Below are 2,266 nucleotides of genomic sequence, written 5' to 3'. Positions count from 1 at the left end.
GTCATGAGCCCCTCACGTTGAAGCTGCGACGCAGCCGGTCTCCGACGATGTTGAGCGAGATGATCAGCAGGACCAGGGCAATCCCGGGAAAGACAGCGATCCAGTATTCGCCGGATAGCAGGAACTCGAAACCGTTGGCGATCAGAAGACCGAGGGAGGGCTGCGTCACCGGCACGCCGACACCGAGGAAGGACAAGGTCGCCTCGAGTGTGATCGCGCCTGCGATGCTGATCGTCGACACGACTAGCACCGATCCGATCGAATTCGGCAGCAAATGCGCCAGCATGATATGGCGCTGCGGGAGACCGAAATTAACGGCAGCCTCGATGTATTCCTTGCGCCGTTCGACGAGCGCGCTTGCTCGCATCAGCCGCGCATATTGCGCCCATTGCACAAGAATGATCGCAATGATCACTTTGTCGACGCCACGGCCGATCGAGGCAAGCAGAACGAGCGCGACGAGAATCGACGGGAAGCCGAGCATGAAGTCGACGACGCGCATGATCGCCGCGTCGACGGCCCCTCCAAACTGCGCCGCGACAAGACCCGCGGCAACGCCGATGACCAATGCGCCCGCGGTCGAAGTCAGGCCGACCATCAGGCTGGTGCGAAGGCCGTAGAGGATGGCACTCAGCATGTCGCGGCCTTGGGCGTCCGTCCCGAGCCAGTAGGTCATACCGGTCATGCCCTCGGTCCCCGGCGCCAGGCGATTGTCCATCACGCTCAGCGATGCGAGATCATGGGGATTTTGGGGAGTGACAAAAGGAGCAAGCAGCGCGAGCAGCACAAGACCACCGAGAAGGATTGCCGCACCGTGCGTTGTCGGACGGCTTCGGATTCGGCGGAGCACCTTCTGTCGCAACGGCGTATCGGCGTCGACCGCAATGACRGGCGCGCCCGATCCAGACAGTTTCATGCCATCTCTCCGGTCAGCTTCACACGCGGATCCAGTGCCGCGTAGAGGATGTCGACCAGAAAGTTCACGGCGACGAACAGAAGTGTCGCGAGCATCACATAGGCGACGACGACCGGTCGATCGAGCTGGTAGATGCTGTCGATCAGGAGCTTGCCCATGCCGGGCCACGCGAAGACCGTCTCCGTGATGGTGGAGAAGGCGACGAGGCTTCCAAACTCCATTCCCGCCACAGTCACCACCGGGATCAGGATGTTGCGTAAGACGTGCCGGCCGACGATGTGCTTGCGGCGGACGCCTTTCGCGCGGGCATATTTGACGTAGTCCTGCGTCATTGCCTCGGCCGTGCCTGCGGCAACCAGCCGGATCATCAACGCCATGTTGGGAATCGCGAGGTTGAGCGCCGGCAGAATGAGATGCTTGAGCCCGTCGAGTGTCAGGAGACTCGTCTGGACACCGAAGACCGAGACCGTCTCGCCGCGCCCCGCGGTCGGCAGCCAACCCAGCGCAACGCTGAAGAGCAGGATCAGCATCATGCCTTTCCAGAAACTCGGTAAGGAGAATCCGAGAACCGTTCCGGCCATGATCACGCGGCTTGGGCGGCTTTCTGGGTCAAGCCCGGCGAGAAGCCCGAGCGGCACGCCAATGGCAGCCGCCAGGCTCATCGCCAGCAGGACGAGTTCGAAGGTCGCCGGCAATCGGGCGAGGATGAGTTCGATCGCCGRCACACCGTGCACGAACGACCGTCCCAGATCTCCTCTCAGGGCGCTGCCCATGAAAGTCAGATATTGCTGCCAGACGGGAAGATCGAGCCCGAGCCGGCGGACCATCGCCGCCTTTTCGGCGGCGCTCACCTGTGGTGGCACCAGCAGCTCGATCGGATCTCCGATACCGTAGACGGCAAAGAAGACCACGATCGAGACCGCCAGAAGAACCAGAACACTCTGGATCAGGCGCTGCAAAACGTATGCCGTCATGGCACGCGTCTTGCGCTACTGGTGCTTTCACCCATGGCTCACTTCGCCGGCTTGACCGACATGGCCATCGTGAACTGGTCGGCACGGCCGACATAGTTCAAGTTTGCCTTGTACGCCCAGACAGAGCTTTCGAAGTGTAGAGGGATGAAGGCTCCGCTTTCCAGAACTTTCGCGCCCGCCTGCTGAAGCAACTCGGATCGCTTCGCATCGTCGAGCGTCGAAATCGCGGCGCGGATCAACTTGTCGTATTCGGGATCCGAATATCCGCCATAGTTCGAGCCGCCGATCGTCTGGGCTTCGTCCGGTGTCGCTGGCCATTGGCGCAGGAAGGAAGATGCCTCGCCGCTCGTCGATCCCCAACCGCCGAGCGCAACAC

Annotated in this window: 2 protein-coding genes and 1 pseudogene; all 3 read right to left on the bottom strand. The window is 61.7% G+C overall.

Annotation, left to right across the window (positions count from 1 at the left end):
• Window position 1: 1 nt before the first annotated feature.
• Window positions 2–916: an ABC transporter permease gene (locus AC1DT3_RS18480; RefSeq protein ID WP_477466686.1), complete on the bottom strand. Its 915-nt coding sequence runs from the start codon at window positions 914–916 to the stop codon at window positions 2–4.
• Window positions 913–1,890, bottom strand: a complete 978-nt coding sequence (locus AC1DT3_RS18475) for an ABC transporter permease (protein WP_477466685.1) — start codon at window positions 1,888–1,890, stop codon at window positions 913–915. The genes AC1DT3_RS18480 and AC1DT3_RS18475 overlap by 4 nt, the downstream gene beginning before the upstream one ends.
• 38 nt (window positions 1,891–1,928) lie before the next feature.
• Window positions 1,929–2,266: pseudogene (locus AC1DT3_RS18470) on the bottom strand (ABC transporter substrate-binding protein); the annotation flags it as partial.

The sequence above is a fragment of the Microvirga sp. P4_G7 genome, from assembly GCF_056401005.1.
This window is presented reverse-complemented; position numbering and strand designations above follow the sequence as displayed.